Source organism: Nonomuraea recticatena (assembly GCF_039533245.1).
GTDB classification, from domain to species: domain Bacteria; phylum Actinomycetota; class Actinomycetes; order Streptosporangiales; family Streptosporangiaceae; genus Nonomuraea; species Nonomuraea roseola.
In genome coordinates, this window is sequence record NZ_BAAATE010000209.1 from 1 (window position 1) to 519 (window position 519).

The 519-nt window shown below is 40.8% G+C and carries 1 protein-coding gene; it reads right to left on the minus strand.

The window, feature by feature from the left end; all coding sequences use genetic code 11:
- On the minus strand, positions 1–478 hold a 478-nt coding region (locus tag ABFX50_RS51185; RefSeq protein WP_346158580.1), incomplete at its 3' end, for a hypothetical protein.
- Between the last annotated feature and the right edge of the window lie 41 nt (positions 479–519).

The window sequence follows — 519 nt, forward strand, 5'->3', positions numbered from 1 at the left end:
CAAGACGTCCTCTTAAGCTCAACTTATCGATAATCTTCCAATTCATCGTCGCACTAGATAGGAAACGATCTTCTTTCTCCGTGTACTCATTACGATTCTGTTGCCAGAAGTAATTCAATAAGTTTACACCACGGTATGCTACTGGAAATTCTTCCGGACGGTTAGATCCAACGGTTGAAAATTTATAACCATCTGAAGTACGGTACAATTGGTCGCGCATCTTCGCTACATCTTCTGCACCACTGAAAAAACCACCATACGATGCTAATACATCACCCATCAATCCTGGACGATTTTTGGTCTTCGTAGAGATGTAAGAAGCTACTACATCCAAACTTAGGTCTTCATGCAGTTTCACATTACTATTTAAGTTGAATGTACTTCTGTTTTGTCTACTTCCTGGTACGATGGCTTTGTAATCCATGTTGGTCGCCGAGAAGCGGTAGTTTAACTTTTCGGTTTGGTTAGAAACACTCACGTTAAAGTTGCTGTTATGACCTGTTTGGAAGATGTCGCCAT